Source organism: Oleiphilus sp. HI0117, assembly GCF_001635235.1.
In genome coordinates, this window is the sequence record NZ_LWGA01001134.1 from 1 (window position 1) to 665 (window position 665).

At 42.7% G+C, this 665-nt stretch carries 1 protein-coding gene; it reads right to left on the reverse strand.

Going from position 1 to position 665, the window contains the following annotated elements; translation table 11 throughout:
• Positions 1-600 (reverse strand): radical SAM protein (locus A3757_RS20255; protein ID WP_156506450.1); only part of this gene is annotated, 600 nt, incomplete at its 3' end.
• Between the last annotated feature and the right edge of the window lie 65 nt (positions 601-665).

Consider the following 665-nt stretch of genomic DNA (forward strand, 5'->3'; position numbering starts at 1 on the left):
GACCATTCGAGAATGAATACGAATGCGTTGGATATGCTTGATATCAGCAATATTGTTTATTAGCCAGGCAAGGTGGTCGTTATTGTGTATTAAGGGTTCGCCACCGCTCAGGATTACCTCATCTAATTCTTTGTGTTCTTCAATGTAGTTGAAGACCTTTCGCCATTCGTTTTTTGATTGGCGATGCGCGTCATAAGGAAAATTCCGGCGGAAGCAGTAACGACAGTTAATAGCGCACACAGTACTACTCATGAGTAATACCCGATTATTGTACTTGTGCAGTAAGCCTTTGACGGGAGAGTACTCTTCCTCGTTCAGAGGGCTATCGTTAAAACCATCGACTTGCTTGAACTCTCTATTTTGAGGAAGTACTTGTAGAAGAAGTGGGTCATTCGGGTCGTTTGAACGAATACTTGCCAAGTAACGTGGTGGTACTCTTAATTCAAACAAACGCTCAGCCTCTTCATCTACTAAAGGATGATCGTTCAGACCTAGCTTGTTCAGCAAGTCTGCAGTACTTATTTTGCACTGGCTAAGTTGAGACTGCCATGAACCGTATTGCGCTTTATTTTCGACAGGAATAGTTGATAGATGTATCATGTGCGCTTTAATTTTGGTCTGCGAGCCTAAAAAAGAGTCAGCCCTTGATGTAAAGAGGCCGGTAA